Here is a 23,365-nt window from a genome sequence, read left to right as displayed (position 1 = left end):
CTTACTTGAGGGTTCCATGGTAGACCCAAGCTTTTCCTCCCTGCAACCCCAAGACTACGGCTTACTAACCGATCTCTACCAGTTCACAATGGCTGCCTGCTATGTGGGGGAGGGGCTGGAGAATCAGCCGGCGGCCTTTGAGCTGTTTGTGCGGCGCTTGCCTAGCGACTATGGCTACCTCATTGCCATGGGGCTGGCCCAAGCAGTGGAATACCTGCAGCAGTTGCACTTTCCGCCAGAAGCCTTGCAGGCACTGCGGGAAACGGGCATTTTTGCCGAGGCACCGCCGCGCTTCTGGGAGCTGCTGGCTAGCTGCCGTTTCGAGGGGGATGTGTGGGCAGTACCGGAGGGGACGGCCGTTTTTGCCAACGAGCCGCTGCTGCGGGTGGAGGCTCCTCTGTGGCAAGCCCAGCTGGTGGAAACCTACTTGCTGACCACCTTCAACTACCAAACCCTGATTGCCACTAAGGCAGCCCGCATGCGTGATGCGGCAGGGGACGAGGCCATTTTGTTGGAGTTCGGCACGCGGCGAGCCTTTAGTCCCCAGGCGGGCCTCTGGGCAGCGCGGGCAGCGCTGGCGGCGGGGTTCAATGCCACCTCCAATGTCTTGGCAGCTCTCAAGTTGGGGCGCAAGCCGGCGGGCACCATGGCCCATTCCCTCGTGATGGCCATTGCCACCCTCTCTGGCGATGAGACCCGGGCCTTTCAAGCTTTCCGGCGCTACTTTCCCCAAGCGGTTTTGCTCATCGACACCTACGATCCCCTCCAGGGAGCGCGCACCGCAGCCCAGCTCTTTGCTGCCACCCCGCCAGATCAACTGGGATCCCGGGGGGAAATTGGCGGCGTGCGCATCGACTCGGGGGATCTGGAGGCCCTCTCCCGCCAGGTCAAGGCCATCCTGCCGCAGGGGGCGCCGGTGTTTGTTAGCGGTGATTTGGACGAGTACGAGATTGAGCGGTTGCACCACTCCCAAGCGCCCATCAGCGGCTACGGTGTTGGCACCCGCCTGGTTACCGGCGAGGGGGTGAACGGAGTGTACAAATTGGTGGAGATCAATGGGATCCCCGTGGCCAAGGCCTCCTTTGCCAAAGCCACCCTGCCAGGGCGCAAGCAAATCTTTCGCGGCCCCACAGGGGACTTGCTGGGTCAGGCTGACGAGACCCCGCCCCCTGGCTACGAGCCGCTGCTGCGCCAGGTCATGCACAGGGGCGTGCTCCTGGAACCCTTGCCCGACCTGGAAACCATCGCCCGCCGCAGTCGTGCCTCGGTGCTGCGCTTACCAAAGGAGGTGCGGCAACTGCGTCAGCCAGATCCCTGGCCGATGGCCCTGACCCCAGCCCTGCAGCAGGTTAAGGAGCGTTACCTCGGCTCTGTCTAATGCGGTCAGTTCCTGCAGAGAAGACGTGCCCTATAATTTTGGAGTTACAGCTCCCAGGTCTTGAGGGGAGCAAGGGGCTGAAGGTGAAAGTTCCTACGGGCGCAACCCCATGACCCAACGTGCCTTGATTACCGGCATTACCGGCCAGGATGGCTCCTACCTGGCTGAGCTGTTGTTGCAAAAAGGCTACGAAGTCCACGGCATCATCCGCCGCGCCAGCACCTTCAATACTGACCGCATTGACCACCTCTACGTGGATGCCCACGACCCCAGCGCCAAGCTGTTTCTCCACTATGGGGATCTCACCGATGGCACCACTCTGCGCAGGATTTTGGAGCAGGTGCAGCCGACGGAGGTGTACAACCTAGGGGCCCAATCCCACGTGCGGGTAAGTTTCGATAACCCGGAATACACCGTCGATGCAGTAGCCATGGGCACCCTACGCCTCCTGGAGGCCATCCGCGACTACCAACAACGCACGGGGCTCCGGGTGAAGTTTTACCAGGCGGGCTCCTCGGAGATGTTTGGGCTGGTGCAGGAGATCCCGCAAAAGGAGACCACCCCCTTCTATCCCCGCAGCCCCTACGCCTGCGCTAAGGTGTACGCCTACTGGCAGACGGTCAACTACCGCGAAGCCTACAACCTCTTTGCCTGCAACGGCATTTTGTTTAACCACGAAAGCCCACGGCGGGGCGAGACCTTCGTTACCCGCAAGATTACTCGCGCCGTCAGCCGTATTGTGGCCGGCAAGCAGGACAAGCTTTACCTAGGCAACCTGGATGCCAAGCGGGACTGGGGCTATGCCAAGGACTACGTCGAGGGGATGTGGATGATGCTGCAGCAGCCCCAGCCGGACGACTACGTACTAGCTACTGGCGAAACCCACAGCGTGCGGGAGTTTGCCGAACGCGCTTTTGCTTTGGTGGGCATGCCCATTACCTGGCGGGGATCCGGACTGGAAGAACAGGGAGTCTACAAGGATCGCGTGCTGATTGAGATCGATCCCCGCTACTACCGCCCCACAGAGGTGGATCTGCTGTTGGGGGACGCCTCCAAGGCCAAGCGGGTGCTGGGGTGGCAGCCCAAAGTAACCTTTGCCCAACTGGTGGAACTGATGGTACTAGCCGACCTGGAGGCCATTGGCTTGGATCCAGATCCTATCTTGGGGGAACGGCGCACCCTCAACGGCCTACTCAGTGAGGATCGCGCCTTCATCCGTACCCAGTTGCAGCTTCGCCGTGACTAACGGCCGCGGCTCTTTTACCCCTTGCCCAAAAAAGGTGCTGAGAGCTTAATATAGGAGATCGCCAATTCTTTTCCCTTTATTTTTTCTGCTGCTTTTGGAGAAACGCCTGCATGTCTCGCTATACAGGGCCCCGCTTGAGGATCATTCGCCGTTTTGGGGGGCTTGACCTGCCCGGCCTGACTCGCAAGCGCCCCAAAAACACCAACCCCCCTGGTATGCATGGGGCGGAGCGCAAGAAAAAGTCTGAATATGCCATTCGCCTAGAGGAAAAGCAAAAAGTCCGCTTTAACTACGGGGTGAGCGAGCGGCAGATGATCCGCTACATGCGCAAGGCGCGGCGCTCCAAGGGATCCACGGGGCTAGCTCTGCTCCAGCTTCTGGAGATGCGTTTAGACTGCATTGTGTTTCGCCTTGGCATGGCCCCAACCATTCCAGCGGCACGGCAGCTGGTGACCCATGGCCACATTGAAGTTAATGGTCGCAAGGTAACCATTCCCAGCTACGAGTGCAAGGTGGGCGATGTGATTACAGTTAGGAACAAGGAGTCCTCTCGCCGGCTGGTGGCTGCCTACGCCGAGTATCCAGGACTGTTTCTGCCGGATTACCTAGAGTTTGACAAAGAGAAGCTGCGCGGCCGCATTAAGGATCTGCCTTCGCGCGAGCAAATCTGTGCCCCAGTCAACGAGCTGCTGGTAGTTGAGTACTACTCCCGCAAGATCTAGGGATCCCAGCCCCCTTCTCCCAGAGGGAGGGGGAGTGAGTTAGAGGCTGCCGATGGCTCGCCGCAGTTGCGTTAGAGCACGGTTATAGGCAATTACTGCGTTGGCAAGATTGCCCCGAGCAGTAGTGAGGGCAGCCTCGGCGTTGATTACCTCTGTCTGGGTGCCCACACCCGCCTGCAGGCGCAGCCGTGCTAGCCGCAGGCTTTCTTCTGCTGAGGCAATTGCTACTTTGGCCGCGTCAATCTGTTCCCGGCTAGAGCTGAGGGTAAGGAAGGCCTCTTCTACGCTGCGTTGAATTTCATTCCGGGTGCTAATGAAACTACTCACAGCTACCTGGCCATCGATCTCGGCTTGGCGAGCCTGGGCCTCCGCCTTTCCTCCGTCAAACCAGGTCAAGTTAAAATTGGCCCCAACTGAGTAGCCGACATCAAAACTGTTGCGGTTGGCCTTAAAGTCATTTACCGCGTCGAGACTAGCAAACAAACTAATTTGGGGACCGTTGCTAGCTTGGGCTAGGCGCAGGCGCGCTTGAGCTTGCTCCAGCTCTCGGCGTTGGCGCTCCAGCTCTTGGCGCTTGGCCAAGGCAGCAACAATGGTCTCCTCCAAGCTGAGATCCCACTCTCCCATCGGCTCAATAGGCTCTTCAGCTAGCACATCGGTGGGGCGGGGAAAGTTCAGGAGCTCAGCCAGACGACGACGGCTGAGTTGCTGGGCGTTTTGGGCTGCCAGCAAGGCTTGGCGGTTGTTGGCCAATTCCGTCTCCGCCTGGAGAATCTCAAAGCGAGTACCTACCCCAGCCCGCTCTCGGGCTTGGGCATCCCGCAGGGTGGCCTCAGAACTGGCAACCGCAGCTTGGCTAATGGCCACTCGGGCATCGGCGCTTTGGAGGTCATAGTAAGCATTGGCTACCGCTTGTTTCACTGTCTGCAGGGTTTGCTCCAGCTGCAGTTGGGCAAGGCGCAGAGCTTCCTCAGCCAGCTGCAGGTTTTGCGCCCTAACCCCGCTGTCGAAGGCCGTGTAGTCTAGCCGCACCACGCTAGCGGAGAGAGTGTGGGATTGGCGGCTGGGAGTGCCGCCGGGAGCAGGGGGCTCGCTGTACTGGTAGTTGGCGCGGCTGGAAAGGGTGGGAGCAAAAGCTGCTTGGGCCAGGGCTACACCCGCTTTAGCCCTTTCCACAGCCAGCCTTGCCTGCTGCACCGTCGGGTTTTGGGCAACGGCAATCTCGAGGGCCTCTTGTAAAGACAAGCCCTCCGTCCGCTCGATGCGCACTTCCAAAGGAGATTGAGGCACCACCAGGTCTTCAGCCCTAGAAGCTCCCTGCAGAAGCGAGGAGGGAGGGGCAGGGCGGGCTCCAGGAGGAGCGGACAGGGTGGGAGGCGGGTCAGGGGTACGAATTACCCGGCTATCCGGGAGGAGCGAGGTGGCAGAGTTAGGCGCCTCCGCTTGGGCAAAGGTAGACCCAGCCCAGAGCAGGCTAAACAGGAGGCTGCAGGGGGCAAACCAAGCAAGGGACAACCGGGATCCTGCCGCGCTGGCCTGGCACTGAAGCCAGCCCTTGGCGAGATGCTGCATACTCTCGTGCTGTTCTCAACGTACCCATAGCAGTATTGCAGAAGGGAGGAGCAAAGATTGCCGGCTAGAGGGATCCCACCTCTGCCGGGTGGCTGGCCAGCGCTACTAGGCTGGTATAGATCCCCTGCAGGGAGGCAAGAGCTTGCTCCCAAAGGGCTTGGGTTAGCGACCATCTGTCCAACCCCATGGCGCCGCACAACAGCAGCAAGTAGAGGTTAGCAAAGGTGAAGAGGGAGGCTGCCCGCTGCCGGTTGTGCGGTTCCTGGAGCAACTGCACCGCTTTCCAAATGAGAAGGGATCCCAGCAGGGTTGCCACACTCAAGTAAAAGGAGCCCAGCACGTGCAAAGGGTAAACCAGCAGTAGACTGACTGGCACCATTAGCAGGGCGTAGAGGAGAATCTGGGCGGCAGTTGGCCTTTCTCCTGCCACCACCGGCAGCATCGGCACCCCGGCGCGGGCATAGTCCTCTTGCTTTAAAATCGCCAAGGCCCAGAAGTGGGGCGGGGTCCACAAAAAAATAATGGCAAACATCACCCAAGCAGCCCAGCTCAGCTTGCCCGTAGCCGCTGCCCAGCCCACCAAAGGTGGGATTGCCCCTGCTGCTCCGCCGATAACAATGTTCTGGGGGCTGGAACGCTTCAGCCAGTGGGTATAGACCCCTACATACACCAGGATCCCTGCCATGGCTAAGCCAGCAGCCAGCCAATTGGTAAAGCAGGCCAGCACACCAAAGGACATCACAGCCAGGATCCCGGCAAACATCAGGGCATGTCGGGCCCGAATGCGACCGGAAGGCAGAGGACGGTGGCGGGTTCGCTCCATCATCCGATCAATATCGGCGTCGTACACCATGTTGATGACATTGGCTGCGGCCGCCGCCATCCCTCCCCCCGAGAGGGTGACACCAAACTTGAAGGGATCCGTATTGCCCGCCATCCACATCGCTCCAGCCGTGGTCATCAGCAAGAGGGCGATGATCTTCGGCTTCACCAACTGGCTATAGCTGCGCAAAACCTGCGCCAGACTTTGGCGATGGCCAAAAGGGATCCCTGTCACCGTGTTCTGACAAGGATCTGGACGGTAGGTTGGAAGGATATCTGCCATGGAACTACTCGCCGTTCATTTCTGTGGCTGCGGCTACCCCCCGAGGGATCCTTCCCCCAAGGCTGTTGCTCATCCGCCAGGCCAGCACCGTAAAGCCCAGCAAGCACGCCAGCAAAGCTGCCCCGATCATCTGGTGGGCTACCGTCAAGGGCTCCACCTGCAGCCGGTAGCGATAGGTGAGAATGCCAACCCCCACTTGCGCCAGCAAAAGGACTACGGATCCATGGCCCAGCCGCTTGAGAATTCTTGGGATCTGCTGCCGCCGCCAACTCGTAGCCACCGCCACCAGCAACACCGCCAGCGTGGCCGGAGCCACCCCTAGCAAGTGACTGTTCATCACTCCGCACAGTTCACCCGAAGCAAAGCACTGGTGTAACGCCCATTGGGAAGCCACCAAAGCCCCGAGAAGGCTCTGGACGTACACCAGCAGCACTGCCCCCAAGCCGAGCCAAGGCAAGTAGCCAACAGAAGCTCTCCCCTCCTCAAAGGGAGCGACGCTTGGCAAGGCCAGCCATCCCAAGGTGAGTAGCGTGGCAAAAAACAGCAGGCCCGTGCCCAGGTGGGCCGTCACAATGTCAAAGCGCAACAACTCCGTTACCGTCAGCCCGCCCAGGATCCCTTGGGCCACGACCAAGACAAAAGCCCAGCTCAGACCCCAGGGCAGCCAAGCGGGCAAAGCCTGCCGCTTCCGCCAGGCAAACCCCACTAGCACCAGGGTGGCCAAGCCCACCCCGGCAGCCACCAGGCGGTGAAACCACTCTAGAAACACCTGCAGGTTCATCTGCTGCGTCGGCACCAGCTCTCCATAGCAGAGGGGCCAGTCGGGACAGGCAAGTCCAGCATTCATGACTCGAGTGGCACTGCCTAGCCCCATCAACAGCCAAGTAGCCGCCGCTAGGCCCAGCAGGGCTCGCCCCATGCGCAGGGAAAGCTCCCCAGGCGGCACGGGATCCGAAGCCGAAGAGGGGACGTGAGATGGAGAAATTGAGGAGTCCATTGCAGTTTGAAGAATCGAAATCTAGGGAGAGCAGTCCACAATTGGCACTCAAAAATGCGCGGAAGCAACAGTTAATAACTCGATCCCTCTAACCCCTTCCTATCCTGGGTGGTGCTTCTCTAGAGGCAGAGGGGAGACTCGCTTGCAACGAATCCTAAATGCAGCTTTGCAACTGGCGAAGGTTTTTAAGGATTTCTTTGGGCCAAGCTGCCCTTCCTCAGTAGACGTCGCCAACGCTCCGGCCGAAGATCCCGAAGAGATCCCTAAGATGGCCAATTCTCGCCGGCTCCTGGGACTTGAATGGAGATGAGTCTAAGCCTGCTCTGGTTCTGTTCCCAGAATCTGCTAGGGCAGGCACGTCGTGGTGGTAGCAGCGGGGAAAAGCAGCTGTGAGCGCGCTCAAGAATATCTTTTTGGTGGGAATCGGGGTGCTGTTGACCCTGGCCAGTCTCTGGTACGGCCAGAACCACCATCTGCTTCCGGAAGCGGCTGCCAACTCGGCTCCCTTGTTCGATAGCCTCTTCAACAGCACAATCACCCTCGCCACTGGAATTTTTTTGGTGGTGGAGGGAGTGCTCCTCTACTGTGCCTTTCGCTACCGCAAGCGGCGAGGCGATCGAGGAGATGGGGATCCCAACCACGGCAACGTGCTGCTGGAGATCGTCTGGACGGCGGTGCCGGCGGTGATCATCCTCTGGTTGGGCCTGGCCAGCCTCGATGTCTATCAGGCGGTGTATGGAGGCGCCGATGTGGGCGGTCACGTCCACGCGGCTATGGCGATGGGGTCTTCCCAGGAGATGGAAGCAGGGGATCCGGGCTATGCTTACACTCCCGCGGTGCTGCCGGGAAAGGAGAGGGGTCAGCCGGATCTGATTGTCCAAGTTCAGGGCATGCAGTATGCCTGGATGTTTACCTATCCGGAATCGGGTTTGGTGGCCGGCGAGCTGCACCTGCCTCTTAACAAGCGGGTGCGCTTGAACATGACGGCTATGGATGTCAACCACGCTTTCTGGGTGCCGCAATTTCGCCTAAAGCAAGATCTCATCCCAGGCCGAGAGACTCACCTAGAGTTTGTGCCCACGCAGCTAGGAACCTATCCCATCATTTGTGCCGAGCTATGTGGCCCTTACCATGGAGTGATGGTGGCACAACTGGTAGTGGAGACGCCGGAAGAGTTCGAGCGCTGGCAGCAGGAGCAACTGGTGGCTGCTCGGGGCGAGAACAACGCGCTGGCCTGGGCGGGAGACCTTCACCCCTCTCCCTCGGAATCTGCCTTTGTCCAAGTTCACCAGCAGCGTTTGGGCCTCTCGCCTGCTGATCTAACCTCTCTCAAATTGCCCAAGGACTCCGTCCCGCTGACGCGAACGGGATCCCTTCCCTCAGCGGGCTAGAGAGATCCCTTTCCCCTTGACGGACGTTCTGGTGACGCCAGGAGGAGCCTTTTGCCATGACCCAGCTACAGGACAATCCCACCTTTGCCGCTGCCCCCAAAGCCAGCCTGGAGCCTACCGCCGAGCCCTGGTGGCGCTTTTTTACCTTCTCCACCGACCACAAGGTGATCGGGATCCAGTATTTGGTAACTGGCTTTTTCTTCTACTTGGTGGGAGGAGCGCTGGCTACAGCCGTGCGGGCCGAGCTGGCCACCCCCGAAGCCGACTTTCTCGGCTTTGAGCGCTACAACGGTGCCTTTACCCTCCACGCCACAATCATGATCTTTTTGTGGATTGTGCCGGCTTTGATGGGGGGCTTTGGCAACTACCTGGTGCCGCTGATGATTGGAGCGCGGGACATGGCTTTTCCCAGGCTAAACGCCGTCGCCTTTTGGCTAATTCCACCCAGCGGCCTTTTGCTGCTGGCCAGCCTCTTCCTCGAGGCCCCCTCAGCTGGCTGGACCTCGTATCCGCCGCTGAGCCTCATCAGTGGGAAGGTGGGAGAAGAACTCTGGATCCTAAGCATTTTGTTGGGCGGAACCTCTTCCATTCTGGGGGCCGTGAACTTTATTACCACCATCCTCAAGCTGCGCATGCCCGGCATGAAGATGGAGGATATGCCTCTGTTCTGCTGGGCGATGCTAGCTGCTTCCATCATTACCCTCATTGCAACGCCGGTTCTGGCTGGGGCGCTGATCCTGCTTAGCTTTGACCTGTTGGCGGGCACGGCTTTCTTCAACCCCAGCGGCGGCGGGGATCCGGTGGTGTACCAGCACATGTTCTGGTTTTACTCCCACCCGGCGGTGTACATCATGGTTCTGCCGGTGTTCGGCATGATCTCGGAGATTTTGCCGGTGCATGCCCGCAAGCCCATCTTTGCCTACAAAGCCATTGCCTACTCCAGCTTGGCCATCTGCTTCTTGGGCTTGATCGTCTGGGTTCACCACATGTTTACCAGCGGTACCCCCGACTGGATGCGGGTGTTCTTCATGATCGCCACCATGGCCATTGCCGTTCCCACGGGAATCAAGGTGTTTAGCTGGCTGGCCACTCTCTGGGGCGGCAAGATCCACTACCGGACAGCCATGTTGTTTGCCATGGGCTTTATCTCCATGTTTGTCATCGGCGGCTTGAGCGGGATCATCCTTGCCTCGGTGCCGTTGGATATCCACGTCCACGACACCTACTTTGTGGTGGCCCACCTGCACTACGTGTTGTTTGGCGGCAGCGTGTTCGGCATCTATGCTGGCCTCTACCACTGGTTCCCCAAGATGACCGGCCGGCTGCTGAACGAGTTCTTGGGACGGGTGCATTTTGCGCTAACCTTTGTTGGCTTCAACATGTGCTTTTTGCCGATGCACAAGCTGGGTCTAATGGGCATGCCCCGCCGCGTGGCTCAGTACGACCCGCAATTTGCCGACCTCAACTGGATTAGCTCGGTGGGGGCTTTCATTCTGGCCATTTCTACGCTGCCCTTCTTGGTGAACGCCATCTACTCCTGGGTAGCTGGGCCCAAGGCCGGAGACAACCCCTGGCAGGCCCTAACTCTGGAGTGGACAACTTCTTCCCCACCGCCTGCCCACAACTTCTACGGGGATCCCATCCTGCTAACTGGCCCCTACGACTACGGCCTGCACAGCAAGGAGACCTTGGATTACTTGGCCGCCCAGTTGCAGAGCTTGCGGGAGCTGGCGCTGGCTGAGGCGGAGCCTACTTCTTCTTAGCAGGGGACTTGCCCGCTGGGTATCCATCCTCTGCTCCCCAGCCATGTCGGTCTTGTCCTCAACCTCAAGAAGTCTTGCAATTCGAGCCATAGACCTATGCAAGGATCCCTCGCCTCCGATGCTCTTAGAGTTGGCCCTAGCCAGGCCCATGCCGCTCATGCTGAGCATCCAGATCATCGCGTTTTTGGTCTGCTGATGTTCCTGGTAGCGGAAGGCTGTCTGTTCTTGGGCCTGTTCATGGCCTATTTGGCCTACCGCCTCACGGCCCCAGTTTGGCCGCCGGAAGGGACGCCAGAGCGGGAACTGCTCTTGCCTGGGATCAACACGGCAATCCTCCTCTCCAGCAGCTGGGTTATCCACCAGGCCAAGCCTGCCATCCAGGCCAATAATGTCAAGGGATTGCGGCTGTGGTTTGCCCTCACTGCCCTGATGGGGGCCATCTTCCTGGCCGGGCAGCTCTACGAGTACAGCCACCTGGAGTTTGGCCTCACCACCAACTTGTTTGCCAGTGCCTTCTATGTCTTGACGGGGTTCCACGGGCTGCACGTGGCGGCGGGGTTGCTGTTTATTTTGGCGGTGCTCTGGCGATCCCTGAAGCCAGGCCACTACAGCGCCCAACGTCATTTTGGCGTCGAGGCTGCTGAGATCTACTGGCACTTTGTGGATGGGGTTTGGATTGTGTTGTTTATCCTGCTCTACTTACTCTGAGTCGCGAAGAGGGATCCCTCTCCCCAAGGCTGAAGGGGATGCCGGTCGAGCACGCTGTCCGTTAAATGGGCTCTGGGCGGAGTAACAAGGACAGAAAGGCTCAGGACTGTTGGAGAATGGCCACGGTCTGGATCAGAGCCTCTGGAAACACTTCTCGCTCCGGCTGACCTTGCTTGAGCTGATATTCCAGTTGTAGAAGTTGCTGCATCACCTTCAGCAGTGCTGAGCTTTTTAGGGATCCCACCTCTTTTTGTAAGAAATAAACCCGGTTGGGGTTGGCAATCTCTGCTTTTTGGGCAATGACCTTGGGATCCCGTTCCCCCTCTTCCAGCAATAGCTTTACCCACAGCCAGGTGCGGAATTGGCCCACCAACACTGCCAGGATCTTAAGGGGCGGCTCGTTGTGATCCAGCAGATGGTTCAGGATCTGCAGGGAGCGATCCAAGTTGCCCTGGCGCAGAGAGGCGGCCAGTTGCAAGCTGTTGTAGGCGCTGGCAGGAACCAGAGCCTCGATTTGCTCAGGGGAGATGGGATCCCGCTGGCCTGCCGTAAAGAGGGCCAGCTTTTCCAGTTCCATGGCCAAACGGCGGGAATCGTTGCCCACGGCTTCCGCCAACTTCTGCGCTGCCTCTGGGCTGAGCTTGAGATCCCGCTGTCGGGCCTCGCGGTGTACCTGCTTAAGAATGCCCTCTTCGTCCCAGGGGGGCAGTTGGGAAAACTCGCGGACAATGGCCCTTTGCTTGAGGAGTTTGGTGGATTTGAGACGTTCATCCGGCTTGCTGCTGGCGGTCAAGACCAGATGGGTTGTGGGGGGTAAAGAAGCTAACGTCCGCTCCAGTTCTCTTACTAACTCTTCCGAACACTGCTGGGTGAGCGTTGTTTCCTCCAGCCAAACGAGGCGGGCATTGGATCCCAGAGGCGGCGTCATGGCCAGGTTCAGTCCGGCCAGGGTGGATTCCGGTGGCAGGCGATCGTAGTTAAAGGCGGCCCACTCAGGATCCAGCACCTGATCGCGCAGCTCTTGCACCGCCTGCAGGAGGCGATAGCTATCATCTCCCCAGTAAAGGTAGACGGGCATACTCCCCACGTCGCTTCAGCTTGGTCTCCAGCTTTTTTCCCTAGTTTCTCTAGGCATTTACTTATGTTAATCAACTTGTCCGGGATCTTCCGGAGAAAGCCTGGCCGAGTTTCAGCTTTTTTTCTCTCTAAAAAGAGTGCCAGCTTTGCATGATCTAGCTTGGCAAATTCTGTATTCCCACTGAAGAACTATCCTCAATCTTCTCCTAAGCTGGGCTTAGAGATGGGGTCGGAGGGAGGGCCGCAAGTAGATGGACACCATTAGCGAACTGGAGTTCAAAGTGCAGGTTTTAGCGCGCTGCCTGGGATCCGCTTTGGGCTTGGGCCGGCCTACTCGTGTGCAAATTCATTATTGCAATTCCCCGCTTTTCAAAGCAGATCAGTCGGCAGCAGGAGTTCCCCCTTCCAGCTCTGAAGAGGTTAAGAGCTCCCAGCTCCAGCCGCTAGCCTCGGTTGCCTAAAGGGCACTTTGAGGTTGGTCGTGGCAAGGCTAGGAGCCAACTCTCGACCTAACGTGCTCCCGAAGCAGCTAGAGTCCTCCACTTCCAGAGGGAGGGATCCCGCCTGCCCTGACGTCCCTGCCCTTGGCCGCTGGGGAGATAAACTCGGAAGATGAGCGGAGGCAAGCGGGCTGGAAAGCGGCAATGGAACAAGCAAGGCAACTGTGGCAAGCTCTGCTGCTGCAGGATTTTCCTATCGATTCCTGGTGGCAGAGCAGCTTTTTGGGCCGCCTGTCGGGATCCCTGAAAAACTGGGGCCAAGGTAGCTTACTCGTCCAAGCCTTGGACGGGATTGGCCTGGGCCTGGTGCTGCTCTACTGGGTCTTTTCCTCCCAAAGCTCCACCGGCATCCTCGGTCTGATTTTGCTGGCCATGGCGGCGCTTGTGGTCTTGGGCTGGCTGGTGGAAACCCCGACTGGGCTACCTGTCCATCTGCCCCTGGGCCTTTTCTGGGGAATTGCCACCCTGGCAACGCTCCTCTCGCCGGTTTCCTACGCAGCGCGGGATGGCTGGCTGAAGCTGACGCTTTACCTGGCGGGCTATCTGCTTTTGCATCGTCTGCTGCGCCAACCCCGATTCCGAGATGGGATTGTTGGATCCCTGCTCTTGGTCAGCCTGGGGATAGGGATCTACGGCCTGCGGCAGTACTTCTACGGGGCGGCCGAACTGGCCACCTGGGTGGATCCAGAATCGGGCTTGGCGGGCCTGACGCGGGTGTACAGCTATCTGCGCAACCCTAACCTGTATGGGGGCTACCTGGTTCCTCTCCTCCCCTTGGGGCTGGCTGGCATTTGCCTCTGGCCGGGTTGGGGGATCAAGCTTCTGGTGGGGTTTACAACCGCCGTCAACCTTGTCTGTCTGGTGCTGACCTACAGCCGCGGTGCCTGGATTGGGGGGCTGGCAGCGCTGGGGATGATGGCCCTGCTGCTGGCCCAATGGTACACCCCCCGCCTGCCGGCCCGTTGGCAGCGTTGGACGGTGCCGGCTCTCTTGGGAGGGGGCGCAGCCGCGCTGCTGCTTGCCATCTTGACGGTACGCCCCTTGCGGCTGCGGGCTCAGAGCCTTTTTTGGGGACGGCTAGATACCAGCAACAATTTTCGCCTCAACGTCTGGGCGGCAGTGCTGGAGATGATCCGCGACTTTCCCATCTTGGGGATCGGCCCTGGCAATGTCGCCTTCAGCCGCGTCTATCCCCTCTACCAGCGGGGCAACTTCAGCGCTCTGGCGGCCTACTCGGTGCCGCTCCAGATTACCTTGGAGACGGGCTTAGTCGGATCCCTGGCTTTTGCTTGGTTCCTCCTGGTGCTCTGGGATCACGGCTGGAGAGGCTGGAAACGTTTACTTGCCTGCCGGGATCCCCAGGGCCTGTGGGTGGCGGCAGGTTTAGCAGCCTGCACCGGCATGATGGCCCACGGCCTGGTGGACACCATCTGGTACCGTCCCCAGGTGCAAATGCTGTGGTGGCTGGCCGTGGCTCTCATCACAGCCAACTTGGCTTCCTCGAAGCAGCTTTCCCTGTAATATGTTCTCGGGGTTGGCCCCTCGGCTCAAAACTGTATCTGGAGTTACAACTTGCAGGTGGCAGCGATGCTAGAAGTGAGCGGAGCTCTCTGGGGCAGAGACAGCCAATGAAAAAGATTGAAGCTATCATTCGGCCCTTCAAGCTTGATGAGGTGAAGGTAGCCCTAGTGAATGCCGGAATTGTTGGCATGACCGTAACGGAGGTGCGGGGGTTTGGCCGGCAGAAAGGGCAAACTGAGCGCTATCGGGGATCCGAGTACACAGTCGAGTTCCTGCAAAAGCTGAAGGTGGAGATCGTGGTTGAAGATGAGCTGGTGGATACGGTGGTGGAGAAGCTGATTGCAGCCGCTCGCACTGGCGAAATCGGGGACGGCAAGATTTTCATCAGCCCTGTCGAGAAAACCATTCGCATCCGCACTGGTGAAGTCAACCGAGATGCTTTGTAAAAAAGTTGTTTTTGGGGCCTAGGTTGCCTCTCTCCTCAGCCTCATCCTGGCTTGTTGAGGGGGAAGCTGGATTCTGTTTCATTTTTTGGCATTGCCAAAAGTAGCGTCTCTCTAGTTGAGCGGAAAAGCATGTCGACAACCATGATCCAAAGACTCAAAGGCCAAGTACTGCAGTGGCTCTGCCGACCCACTCAGGGGGGCTTAACTGCTGCTCTGACGATTTCACTAGTTTTCCTATTGGGTCAGGAGAGCGCCTGCGCCCAGGACGCGGAAGTCGTGCAGAAACATGCTGACACCGTCTGGACGCTGGTGGGGGCAGCCTTGGTGTTCTTCATGCAGGCGGGGTTTGCCATGGTGGAGACGGGCTTTACCCGCGCCAAGAATGCCGCCAACATCATGATGAAGAACTTGATGGACTTCTGCATGGGCTGTTGCGCCTTTTGGTTCATCGGGTTTGGTCTGATGTTTGGAGAAAATGCTGGCTTCTTTGGTAGGAGCTGGTTTGCTTTCAGTTGGCAGCAAGCCCACGAAGCAGGGGACTGGCCTTTTACGTTCTTCGTCTTCCAGATGGTGTTTGCCGCCACCGCTGCCACTATTGTTTCCGGGGCCATGGCGGAGCGCACCAAGTTCGTGGCCTACCTCATCTACTCTGTCGTCATCTCTGGACTGATCTACCCCATCTCGGGGGGCTGGGCTTGGAATGGGCTGTTTGGCGACTACAACGGTGGCACCAGCGGCTGGCTGGAAGATCTGGGCTTCATCGACTTTGCCGGTTCGGGCGTGGTGCACTTGGTGGGGGGCGCTTCCGCCTTGGCCGGGGCCATGGTGCTTGGCCCTCGCATCGGCAAGTACGGCCCCAATGGGGAGCCACGGGCGATTCCCGGCCACAACCTGCCTCTAGGGATGTTGGGGGTGTTCATCCTCACCTTGGGTTGGATTGGGTTCAACGCCGGCTCGACCACAGCCGCCAGCCCCGATATCGGCTGGATTGCCATGAACACGCTGCTAGCCGCTTCGGCAGGGGCCATTGGGGCAATGGTTACCTGCTGGGTGCATTTTGGCAAGCCGGATATGACCTTTGCCGCCAACGGGGTGCTGGCCGGCTTGGTAGGGATCACTGCTCCTTGCAACACTGTCCACCCTGTGGGAGCTTTGATCATCGGTTCGGTGGCCGGGATCCTGGTGGTCATCTCGGCGGTGATTTTGGATACGGTGCTGAAGATTGACGATCCGGTGGGGGCGATTTCGGTACACGGCACCTGCGGTATCTGGGGGGTGTTGGCAGCAGGGATCCCTTGGTTTGCCCACGCCAACTCAGGGGTGACCTGGGCGCAATTTGGGGTACAAGTTGTGGGCGCTCTAGCCTATTTCTTCTGGCCTTTCCTCACCTGCTTGATCCTGTTTTTGCTCCTCAAGGTAACCGTTGGCCTGCGCACCAGTGCCGAAGAGGAGATGGCCGGCTTGGATGTGGGCGAGCACGGTAACGTGGCTTACCCTGACTTTGTAACTGCTGCCGCCGAATTGGAGCAACCTTGAGCCTGTCGAACTGCGCTGGCAAACCTAAAGGGGGCCAGGCTCGGCCCCCCTAGCTTACTTGTCAACTAGAATGCGGCTGGAGGTTCTTGTCAATCTATGCACCTGTTGATCCCAGCAGCGGGCAGCGGCAAGCGGATGGGGGCGGCGGTCAACAAGCTGCTGTTGCCACTCTTAGGCCGGCCAATTTTGGCTTGGACGCTGGAAGCTGCAGCTCGGGCTTGTTCCATCGAGTGGATTGGGATTCTGGCCCAGCCCCATGACTGGCCGGCCATTGAGGAAATTGTGGCAACAACTGCTCCAGCCAAGCCGGTTCAGCTTTTGCCGGGGGGGGCAACGCGGCAGGAGTCGGTTTACAGAGGAGTTGAGTATCTCTATAGCCTAGGGACAGTAGAACGGGTGCTGATCCACGATGGAGCCCGCTGCCTGGCCACGCCAAACTTGTTCGATCGCTGCAGCGCTGCCTTGCAGCAGGTGGATGGCTTGGTGGCGGCGATCCCTGTCAAAGACACGATTAAAGTGGCCGAGACTGGCCCCAGCGGCATTCAAGTCCAAACGACACCGGAGCGCAGCCAGCTGTGGGCAGCCCAAACGCCGCAGGGGTTTCGCCTATCGCTGCTGTGGCAAGCCCATCGAGAGGCGCTGGCCAAGGGGTGGCAGGTTACTGACGATGCAGCTCTATTTGAGAAGCTAGGTTGGCCGGTTTACATCGTGGAAGGGGAGGAGTCTAACCTAAAGCTGACCACCCCCCTGGATGTGCTGTTGGCAGCGCAAATCTTGCAGCAGCGCCTCGATCCCGTCCGTTGAGCCAAGGCAGCTTTCTGCTGCTAGGATGCACGCTGCCGGAGGAAAAAGAGAGCGCATGCGCGAACCCACTTCGCCCTACTGGCCTGTTTACATTGTCGGCGCTGGGCCTGGGGATCCAGAGCTAATCACCCTGCGGGGTCAGAGAGTCCTCTCGCAGGCAGATGCAGTATTCTACACAGGTTCTTTGCTGCCGGAGGGAATACTGGTTCACTGTCGCCCTGGGGTTGAGGCCATCGACACACGCTCCCTCACCTTGGAGACGCTGCTGCCACAAATTGTGGAACGGGTCAGGGCGGGGCTGCGCGTAGTGCGGCTACAGGACGGGGATCCCTGCCTCTATGGCGCTTTGCACGAGTTACTGCTCCGGTTGGCTGAGGCGGGGATCCCCTTTGAGATCGTGCCGGGGGTGAGTGCCTTCCAGCTGGCAGCCGCTCGTCTCCAGGTGGAGCTAACGGTACCGGAGTTGGTGCAGACAGTGATCCTTACCCGCGCCAGCGGCCGGACGCGCGTGCCAGCAGCAGAAGCCCTGGCCAGTCTGGCGGCTCACCGTGCCTCTTTGTGTCTGTACCTAAGCGCCCGCCATGTGGAACAGGCCCAGGCGGATCTCCTAACCCACTATCCTGCCGATACCCCGGTGGCCATTTGCTACCGTCTGGGGTGGCCAGATGAGCAGATCTGGCTGGGATCCCTGGGAGAGATGGCTGCTCTTAGCCGGCACGCTGGTCTGGAACGCACGGTGCTGTATCTAATCAGCCCTGCCTTGCAGGGCCTAGCAGGAGGGGGCTCAGCTCGCTCGCGGCTCTACAGCCCTGACCACGCCCACCTCTTCCGCCCCAAGTTCCGCTACTAGCCTCGCTAGCGGGGAATTCTAGGGCGGCAGTTGGGAAAGGGTACACTGAGGGGGAACGTCAGGCTGCGGCGGAAGAAATGCGGACTTTTCCTTCACCGGAGGTGCTTCGCCGGCAGTTGCCAGCAGGAGCTGCCGATGGAGCCATCATTCTGGGCACACTGGTTCTCCTGGCAGGGGTAGCCCATGTGGGGGCAGGTGCTTTTGAGCAGTTTCAGCCGCCGGCCGTGGTGCCCCGCATTGACCTGGATCCGCGCAACCTGCCCTACTACGCCCTCCGCTCCACCCTGCGCATGTTTATTGCCCTTGCCTTTTCCACTCTTTTTACCCTGGTCTATGGGTATGTTGCTGCGAAAAGTCGCTGGGCGGAGCGAATTTTGATTCCTCTGCTAGACATCCTGCAGTCAGTGCCGGTGCTGGGGTTTCTCTCCATTACGGTCACCGGCTTCATTGCCCTTTTTCCTGGCAGCTTGCTGGGACTGGAGGCAGCTTCTATCTTTGCCATCTTCACCAGCCAGGTCTGGAACATGACCTTTTCCTTCTACCAATCTCTGCGCACTCTGCCGCAGGAGCTGGTGGAGGCCGCTACCTTGTATCGCCTCTCAGGCTGGCAGCGCTTTACCCAATTGGAAGTGCCGGCAGCAATGGTTGGTCTCGTCTGGAACGCCATGATGAGCTTTGGCGGGGGGTGGTTCTTTGTGGCCGCCAGCGAGGCCATCAGCGTACTCAACCAGGAGTATACACTGCCGGGGTTGGGATCCTATGTGGAAGCTGCCATCCAAGCAGAGGATCTGCCCAAGCTGGGGTGGGCGCTCTTGACCATGGTGGTGGTGATTCTGCTGGTGGATCAGCTCTTTTGGCGGCCTTTGGTGGCCTGGTCGGATAAGTTTCGCCTGGAGCAGAGCGCTGGCGCGGCTACCCCCGAATCGTGGCTGTACGATTTGCTAACCACAGCGCGGATCCCACGGCTGATTGGCAGGAGGCTTGCCCCCTTGGCAGAGAAGGTGGATCAGCTGTTGGCCTACCTGACCCGCCCCCGCTGGGTGGATCCCCCCAGCCCCGAGGCTGAGCGGCGCCGTGAGCGGCTATTGACCCAGCTTTCCTGGTTGACCATTGGGGGCCTTGGGGCCTGGATTGTCTATTTTGTGGCCACCACTGTCGGTTTAGGGGAGGTCATGCTAGCCTTTGGCCTGGGGATCCTCACCCTGCTGCGGGTCAGTGGGCTGTTGGTTTTGGCCACCGTGATCTGGACACCAATCGGGGTAGCCATTGGTTTTAACCCAGGCCTAGCAAAACTGCTGCAGCCCCTGGTGCAGTTTCTGGCAGCTTTCCCGGCCAATTTCCTTTTTCCTTTTGCCACCTTGTTTTTTATCCGCGCCCAGATCAGCCTTGAGTGGGGCAGCATTTTGCTTATGTCTCTGGGAGCGCAGTGGTACATCCTCTTTAACTCCATTGCCGGTGCCCAGAGCATCCCCACTGATTTGCGAGAAATGGCTATGAATTTGGGTTTAAAGGGATGGAAGCTCTGGCAAAAGCTAATTATTCCAGGGATCTTTTCTGCCTGGGTTACTGGAGGAATAACGGCTAGCGGCGGGGCCTGGAATGCTAGCATTGTCTCCGAGGTTGTAACCTGGGGATCGACAACTCTGAAAGCTACAGGCCTCGGTGCCTATATTGCAGAAGCAACAGCAGTAGGAGATTGGCCGCGCATTACCTTAGGCATTGGCATGATGAGTTTGTTTGTGGTGGGCATCAATCGCTTTTTCTGGCGGCGGTTGTATCAATTGGCAGAAGAAAAGTATCACCTTTAATCCTTGAGGCTATCTCATATGAGTTCTGCAGCTTCTCCTGTTCTAATCGAGGTTGAGAAGGTCTACAAGCGCTTTCCTTTGCCGGAGGGCAAGGGCGAGTTTACAGTTTTGAGCCAGATTGATTTGCAAGTGCGGGCAGGAGAAGTTTTGGCTTTGCTGGGCCGCAGCGGCAGTGGCAAAAGTACTCTGCTGCGCATCATGGCGGGGTTGATCCCGCCTAGCGAAGGGCGGGTGTTGAGCAATGGACGTCCCCTGCGGGGCCCCAACCCGGATGTGGCCATGGTGTTTCAGAGTTTTGCTCTCTTGCCCTGGCTGACAGTGCAAGAGAATGTGGAGCTGGGGTTGAAAGCGCAAGGGATCCCGCGCGAGATCCGGCGGCAAAAAGCTCTCAAAGCCATCGACCTGGTGGGCTTGGACGGATTCGAGAATGCCTACCCCAAGGAACTGTCGGGGGGCATGAAGCAGCGGGTTGGCTTTGCCCGCGCCTTTGTTCTAGAGCCCAAGGTGCTGTTTATGGACGAGCCCTTCAGTGCCCTGGACGTGCTGACAGCAGAGAACTTGCGGGGGGAAATCGACGAGCTCTGGAACACCCAGGCCTTCCCTTCCCAGAGCATTCTCATTGTTACCCACAACATTGAAGAGGCGGTGTTTTTGGCAGATCGAGTGGTAATCCTGGGATCCAAGCCGGGGCGGATCCGGGGAGAGGTGAAGATCGACCTGCCGCGGCCCCATGAACGCACGGATCCTCGATTTAAGTCCCTGGTGGACTACATCTACGAGATCATGACCAATCCGGAGATCCCGGTAACCAGCGAGGTGGCTGCCCCCAGCCCGGTGAGCCCCAGGGCACCCTCTCCCTACGCCTTGCCCCTACCCCATGCGCGAGTGGGCGGGATCAGCGGTCTGCTGGAGCTAATCGTGGAATGGCCGCAAGGGCGGGTCGAGATTGCTGAGCTGGCCGAGCGGCTGCAACTGGCGGTGGATGACTTGCTGCCGATTTTGGATGCGGCAGTGCTGCTGGGCTTTGCTGAGGTAAGCGGCAGGGTGGTACAGCTCACTGAGATTGGCCAGGATTTTGCCAACACCACCATCTTGCGCAGTAAGGATCTCTTCCGGCAGCAGCTTTTGGCGCGGGTGCCCGTGTTTCGCAGCATCCTGCAGACTCTGGAAGAAAAAAACAGCCGCTCCATGCGGGCGGACTTCTTCTTGGATCTCTGGGATGAACATTTTCCTCCCGACGAAGCCGAGCGGCAGTTTGCCACGGCTATTGACTGGGGGCGCTATGCGGAGCTTTTTGAATACGATGCCTCAGAAGACCGGCTCTACCTGCCAGAACCAAGCGAGAGCCCTCCTGCGCAATAGCTCCTCCCCTCCCCAAAAACGCGGCGGGGAAGCTCTGTCCTCAAGAAAGGGTGACCTGGTACCGCAAAGCTCCCTAGACCTAGCAAGGCTTTGTCAAAGCCCCTGTCAGTCCGCGTGAGTTCTCTTCTTGGGGCTAGCGGCAACCCCCTGCCAAAGCGGGACGTAGTCCTTAGTCGGGGGACAGACACTGTCAAGACGCCCCCAGACGATCCCTTGGAACCCAGTCTCAAGGTTCCGCCTACTTGTTGACTTATAGCACTGTCCGGGTCTTTCAGCGGGGAATTATTGGCGAGCGACTCAAGGTCCGACTAAGTCCCGCTCACGCGAACGGGCTTTTCCGCCCCGCACGAATCGTGCTTTACCAAGCTACCCCGCTGTGTCCACCGGTGCTGGGGCAGAGGCCAAGGTGGGTGCTCTAGCTGGGGCGCTGTAGGCCAGACCCGCTCTCCTCTGTCTCCTGCAGGGGGGCCGTCGGCTTGTTACCGGTAGGGCTACGTTTGGCAGAAGGAATGGCTGTAGGGTAACCTACTCTGCCTTCCTCAAAGCTGCAGCCAGAGGGAAGGCCCCAATTTCCGAAAGTCCCAAAATTCGGTGATAGGATCACAGCACGCTGGGAGTGTCTGGGGGCTCCCATCCCCAGAACTTGATCTGTCTTATACCAGCATAGGTAAGTGAGCAGCGGAGTTAGGACATGCGCAGCGAATGGGTGGCCCGCCGTCGTGGGCAAGCAAACGTAACTCAGATGCACTATGCCCGCCAGGGCATCATTACCGAAGAGATGGAGTATGTGGCCCGCCGGGAGAAGCTGCCGCCGGAACTCATCCGCTCGGAAGTAGCCCGGGGTCGCATGATCATCCCCGCCAACATCAACCACACCAACCTCGAGCCGATGTGTATTGGGATCGCCTCCCGCTGCAAAGTCAACGTCAACATTGGTGCTTCTCCCACTTCCTCCAGCTTGGCTGAAGAACTGGAAAAGCTAAAGTTGGCTATCAAATACGGCGCCGATACTGTTATGGACCTGTCTACCGGCGGCGGCAATTTGGATGAAATTCGCACGGCCATTATCCAAGCCTCGCCGGTTCCTGTTGGCACAGTGCCTATCTACCAAGCTCTAGAGAGCGTCCATGGGAATGTCGAAAAACTCTCGGCAGAGGATATTTTGCACATCATTGAAAAGCAGGCTCAGCAAGGGGTGGACTACATGACCATTCATGCTGGGATCCTCATCCAACATTTGCCGTTGGTGCGCAACCGGCTAACCGGCATTGTTTCTCGCGGCGGTGGAATCCTGGCTCGTTGGATGTTGGCACACCACAAACAAAACCCGCTTTATACCCACTTCCGCGACATCATCGAGATCTTCAAGAAATACGACGTTTCCTTTAGCCTGGGCGATGCTTTGCGACCGGGATGCTTACACGATGCCTCTGACGAAGCCCAGATGGCAGAGTTGAAAACTCTGGGCCAGTTGACCCGTATGGCCTGGGAGCACGATGTGCAAGTGATGGTGGAAGGGCCGGGGCACGTGCCAATGGATCAAATTGAGTTTAACGTGCGCAAGCAAATGGAGGAGTGCGACGAGGCTCCCTTCTACGTTTTGGGGCCACTGGTTACTGATATTGCTGCCGGCTACGACCACATCAGCTCCGCTATTGGGGCGGCCTTGGCCGGTTGGTATGGGGCGGCAATGCTCTGCTACGTCACCCCCAAAGAACACTTGGGTTTGCCCAATGCAGAGGACGTGCGCAACGGCCTCATTGCCTACAAAATTGCCGCCCATGCCGCCGATATTGCCCGCCATCGTCCCGGGGCCAGGGATCGCGACGATGAGATGGCTAGAGCCCGCTATAACTTTGATTGGAACCGGCAATTTGAGTTGTCTCTAGACCCAGAGCGAGCTCGCGAATACCACGACGAGACCTTGCCGGCAGATATTTACAAAACGGCAGAGTTTTGCTCGATGTGTGGGCCCAAGTTCTGCCCTATGCAAACCAAACTGGATGCAGAAGCCTTAAACGAACTGGAGCACTTCTTGGCCAAACAGCCAACGGGATAAGCCCTCCAGGGGCAAGTTGTTGCTGGGGAAAGAGGGAATCCCTTGCCCAGGCTATGCTGGGCTATAGGGAACTCTGATGGTTGGTTGGGTTGACCAGAGAGGAGGATATGGCACTTAAGCAACTTGGACATGTGGCCATCCGTGTAGGGGACATCTCCAAAGCGGTGGAGTTCTACGAAAAGTTGGGAATGGTCAATGTCTGGAAGGATCCCGACTGGGCCTACATGAAGGCTGGGGACGACGGGCTGGCACTCTTGGGGCCGGGCTACCGGGCGGCAGGGCCCCACTTTGGCTTTGTCTTCAGCACCAGGGAGGAGCTGGAGGAACAGCATCGCCGCCTGCAAGCCCAAGGGATCCCAGTGGGCGAGATTCACACCCACCGGGATGGCACCGCCTCCTTCTACGGCAAGGATCCCGATGGCAATCTGTTTGAGTTTTTGTACGAACCGCCGGGCTGCTTTGACCCAGTCAAAGCCGAGACAGCAGAAGCAACTGCTTGAGCTGGCGGCCACTGGCGGGG

At 58.8% G+C, this 23,365-nt stretch carries 19 protein-coding genes; 15 read left to right on the top strand and 4 right to left on the bottom strand.

What is annotated here, in order from left to right:
- The first annotated feature begins 16 nt into the window (after window positions 1-16).
- The 3 genes from NW830_RS04875 (at window position 17) to rpsD (ending at window position 3,346) form a co-directional block, all read left to right on the top strand.
- Window positions 17-1,378, top strand: coding sequence for a nicotinate phosphoribosyltransferase (locus tag NW830_RS04875; RefSeq protein ID WP_414360439.1), 1,362 nt, complete (start codon window positions 17-19; stop codon window positions 1,376-1,378).
- 109 nt (window positions 1,379-1,487) lie between these two features.
- Window positions 1,488-2,624 carry a GDP-mannose 4,6-dehydratase gene (gene gmd / locus NW830_RS04870; RefSeq protein WP_414360442.1) on the top strand — a complete coding sequence of 379 codons (1,137 nt, stop codon included), beginning with the start codon at window positions 1,488-1,490 and terminating at the stop codon, window positions 2,622-2,624.
- A 110-nt stretch (window positions 2,625-2,734) separates the two neighbouring features.
- Window positions 2,735-3,346: a 30S ribosomal protein S4 gene (gene rpsD / locus NW830_RS04865; protein ID WP_414360444.1), complete on the top strand. Its 612-nt coding sequence runs from the start codon at window positions 2,735-2,737 to the stop codon at window positions 3,344-3,346.
- Window positions 3,347-3,385: 39 nt separating this feature from the next.
- On the opposite strand, the gene NW830_RS04860 is transcribed toward rpsD, so the two are convergent.
- The 3 genes from NW830_RS04860 to NW830_RS04850 form a co-directional block, all read right to left on the bottom strand.
- The gene (locus NW830_RS04860) at window positions 3,386-4,861 is read right to left on the bottom strand and encodes a TolC family protein (RefSeq protein WP_414404575.1); all 1,476 of its coding nucleotides are present in this window, start codon (window positions 4,859-4,861) and stop codon (window positions 3,386-3,388) included.
- Window positions 4,862-4,982: 121 nt separating this feature from the next.
- Window positions 4,983-5,975 carry a heme o synthase gene (locus tag NW830_RS04855; RefSeq protein WP_414360806.1) on the bottom strand — a complete coding sequence of 331 codons (993 nt, stop codon included), beginning with the start codon at window positions 5,973-5,975 and terminating at the stop codon, window positions 4,983-4,985.
- A 52-nt stretch (window positions 5,976-6,027) separates the two neighbouring features.
- On the bottom strand, window positions 6,028-7,020 hold the full coding sequence (locus NW830_RS04850) for a COX15/CtaA family protein (RefSeq protein WP_414360449.1): 993 nt from the start codon (window positions 7,018-7,020) through the stop codon (window positions 6,028-6,030).
- A gap of 389 nt (window positions 7,021-7,409) precedes the next feature.
- Here NW830_RS04850 and NW830_RS04845 point away from each other — a divergent pair, with 389 nt between their 5' ends.
- The 3 genes from NW830_RS04845 (at window position 7,410) to NW830_RS04835 (ending at window position 10,882) form a co-directional block, all read left to right on the top strand.
- Window positions 7,410-8,411, top strand: coding sequence for a cytochrome c oxidase subunit II (locus NW830_RS04845; RefSeq protein WP_414360452.1), 1,002 nt, complete (start codon window positions 7,410-7,412; stop codon window positions 8,409-8,411).
- Between the two features lie 56 nt (window positions 8,412-8,467).
- A complete protein-coding gene (gene ctaD, locus NW830_RS04840; RefSeq protein ID WP_414360455.1) occupies window positions 8,468-10,174 on the top strand; it encodes a cytochrome c oxidase subunit I in 1,707 nt (568 codons plus the stop codon).
- 96 nt (window positions 10,175-10,270) lie between these two features.
- Window positions 10,271-10,882: a cytochrome c oxidase subunit 3 gene (locus NW830_RS04835; protein ID WP_414360457.1), complete on the top strand. Its 612-nt coding sequence runs from the start codon at window positions 10,271-10,273 to the stop codon at window positions 10,880-10,882.
- Window positions 10,883-10,982: 100 nt separating this feature from the next.
- Here NW830_RS04835 and holA read toward each other — a convergent pair whose 3' ends face one another.
- Window positions 10,983-11,960: a DNA polymerase III subunit delta gene (gene holA / locus NW830_RS04830; protein WP_414360460.1), complete on the bottom strand. Its 978-nt coding sequence runs from the start codon at window positions 11,958-11,960 to the stop codon at window positions 10,983-10,985.
- 643 nt (window positions 11,961-12,603) lie between these two features.
- On the opposite strand from holA, the gene NW830_RS04825 reads away from it, so the two are divergent.
- The 9 genes from NW830_RS04825 (at window position 12,604) to NW830_RS04785 (ending at window position 23,345) form a co-directional block, all read left to right on the top strand.
- Window positions 12,604-13,980, top strand: a complete 1,377-nt coding sequence (locus NW830_RS04825; RefSeq protein ID WP_414404574.1) for an IctB family putative bicarbonate transporter — start codon at window positions 12,604-12,606, stop codon at window positions 13,978-13,980.
- A 107-nt stretch (window positions 13,981-14,087) separates the two neighbouring features.
- Window positions 14,088-14,426, top strand: coding sequence for a P-II family nitrogen regulator (locus NW830_RS04820; protein ID WP_414360465.1), 339 nt, complete (start codon window positions 14,088-14,090; stop codon window positions 14,424-14,426).
- 129 nt (window positions 14,427-14,555) lie between these two features.
- Window positions 14,556-15,962: an ammonium transporter gene (locus NW830_RS04815; protein WP_414403964.1), complete on the top strand. Its 1,407-nt coding sequence runs from the start codon at window positions 14,556-14,558 to the stop codon at window positions 15,960-15,962.
- A 96-nt stretch (window positions 15,963-16,058) separates the two neighbouring features.
- Window positions 16,059-16,766, top strand: a complete 708-nt coding sequence (gene ispD, locus NW830_RS04810) for a 2-C-methyl-D-erythritol 4-phosphate cytidylyltransferase (protein ID WP_414404573.1) — start codon at window positions 16,059-16,061, stop codon at window positions 16,764-16,766.
- A 55-nt stretch (window positions 16,767-16,821) separates the two neighbouring features.
- The gene (gene cobM, locus NW830_RS04805; protein ID WP_414404572.1) at window positions 16,822-17,616 is read left to right on the top strand and encodes a precorrin-4 C(11)-methyltransferase; all 795 of its coding nucleotides are present in this window, start codon (window positions 16,822-16,824) and stop codon (window positions 17,614-17,616) included.
- Window positions 17,617-17,693: 77 nt separating this feature from the next.
- On the top strand, window positions 17,694-19,424 hold the full coding sequence (locus NW830_RS04800; protein ID WP_414404571.1) for an ABC transporter permease: 1,731 nt from the start codon (window positions 17,694-17,696) through the stop codon (window positions 19,422-19,424).
- Between the two features lie 18 nt (window positions 19,425-19,442).
- Window positions 19,443-20,786, top strand: a complete 1,344-nt coding sequence (locus NW830_RS04795; RefSeq protein WP_414360475.1) for a nitrate/sulfonate/bicarbonate ABC transporter ATP-binding protein — start codon at window positions 19,443-19,445, stop codon at window positions 20,784-20,786.
- A 691-nt stretch (window positions 20,787-21,477) separates the two neighbouring features.
- Window positions 21,478-22,845 (top strand): phosphomethylpyrimidine synthase ThiC, encoded by a 1,368-nt coding sequence (thiC, locus tag NW830_RS04790; RefSeq protein ID WP_414360478.1) that lies wholly within the window; start codon window positions 21,478-21,480, stop codon window positions 22,843-22,845.
- A 107-nt stretch (window positions 22,846-22,952) separates the two neighbouring features.
- Window positions 22,953-23,345, top strand: coding sequence for a VOC family protein (locus NW830_RS04785; protein WP_414360481.1), 393 nt, complete (start codon window positions 22,953-22,955; stop codon window positions 23,343-23,345).
- The last annotated feature ends 20 nt before the right edge of the window (window positions 23,346-23,365 follow it).

The organism is Synechococcus sp. OH30, assembly GCF_047462175.1.
Classification (GTDB): domain Bacteria; phylum Cyanobacteriota; class Cyanobacteriia; order Thermostichales; family Thermostichaceae; genus Thermostichus.
This window is presented reverse-complemented; position numbering and strand designations above follow the sequence as displayed.

Excerpts from the sequence above, each read along its gene's own strand:
- rpsD (WP_414360444.1), top strand. The coding sequence starts at position 2,735 with ATGTCTCGCTATACAGGGCCCCGCTTGAGGATCATTCGCCGTTTTGGG.
- ctaD (WP_414360455.1), top strand. The coding sequence starts at position 8,468 with ATGACCCAGCTACAGGACAATCCCACCTTTGCCGCTGCCCCCAAAGCC.
- NW830_RS04785 (WP_414360481.1), top strand. The coding sequence starts at position 22,953 with ATGGCACTTAAGCAACTTGGACATGTGGCCATCCGTGTAGGGGACATC.
- gmd (WP_414360442.1), top strand. The coding sequence starts at position 1,488 with ATGACCCAACGTGCCTTGATTACCGGCATTACCGGCCAGGATGGCTCC.
- thiC (WP_414360478.1), top strand. The coding sequence starts at position 21,478 with ATGCGCAGCGAATGGGTGGCCCGCCGTCGTGGGCAAGCAAACGTAACT.
- ispD (WP_414404573.1), top strand. The coding sequence starts at position 16,059 with ATGCACCTGTTGATCCCAGCAGCGGGCAGCGGCAAGCGGATGGGGGCG.
- cobM (WP_414404572.1), top strand. The coding sequence starts at position 16,822 with ATGCGCGAACCCACTTCGCCCTACTGGCCTGTTTACATTGTCGGCGCT.
- NW830_RS04850 (WP_414360449.1), bottom strand. The coding sequence starts at position 7,020 with ATGGACTCCTCAATTTCTCCATCTCACGTCCCCTCTTCGGCTTCGGAT.
- NW830_RS04825 (WP_414404574.1), top strand. The coding sequence starts at position 12,604 with ATGGAACAAGCAAGGCAACTGTGGCAAGCTCTGCTGCTGCAGGATTTT.
- NW830_RS04800 (WP_414404571.1), top strand. The coding sequence starts at position 17,694 with ATGCGGACTTTTCCTTCACCGGAGGTGCTTCGCCGGCAGTTGCCAGCA.
- NW830_RS04815 (WP_414403964.1), top strand. The coding sequence starts at position 14,556 with ATGTCGACAACCATGATCCAAAGACTCAAAGGCCAAGTACTGCAGTGG.
- NW830_RS04820 (WP_414360465.1), top strand. The coding sequence starts at position 14,088 with ATGAAAAAGATTGAAGCTATCATTCGGCCCTTCAAGCTTGATGAGGTG.
- NW830_RS04835 (WP_414360457.1), top strand. The coding sequence starts at position 10,271 with ATGCAAGGATCCCTCGCCTCCGATGCTCTTAGAGTTGGCCCTAGCCAG.
- NW830_RS04795 (WP_414360475.1), top strand. The coding sequence starts at position 19,443 with ATGAGTTCTGCAGCTTCTCCTGTTCTAATCGAGGTTGAGAAGGTCTAC.
- NW830_RS04875 (WP_414360439.1), top strand. The coding sequence starts at position 17 with ATGGTAGACCCAAGCTTTTCCTCCCTGCAACCCCAAGACTACGGCTTA.
- holA (WP_414360460.1), bottom strand. The coding sequence starts at position 11,960 with ATGCCCGTCTACCTTTACTGGGGAGATGATAGCTATCGCCTCCTGCAG.